The 255-nt window shown below is 55.7% G+C and carries 1 rRNA gene; it reads right to left on the bottom strand.

What is annotated here, in order from left to right:
• A 16S ribosomal RNA gene (locus tag OOJ60_RS24955) occupies window positions 1–255 on the bottom strand; the annotation flags it as partial.

Raw genomic sequence — 255 nt, forward strand, 5'->3', positions numbered from 1 at the left:
GACTTGACAGACCGCCTGCGTGCGCTTTACGCCCAGTAATTCCGATTAACGCTTGCACCCTCCGTATTACCGCGGCTGCTGGCACGGAGTTAGCCGGTGCTTCTTCTGCGGGTAACGTCAATGACTGTGGTTATTAACCACAATCCCTTCCTCCCCGCTGAAAGTACTTTACAACCCGAAGGCCTTCTTCATACACGCGGCATGGCTGCATCAGGCTTGCGCCCATTGTGCAATATTCCCCACTGCTGCCTCCCG

The sequence above is a fragment of the Citrobacter sp. R4 genome, assembly GCF_026719175.1.
Lineage (GTDB): Bacteria > Pseudomonadota > Gammaproteobacteria > Enterobacterales > Enterobacteriaceae > Citrobacter_A > Citrobacter_A sedlakii.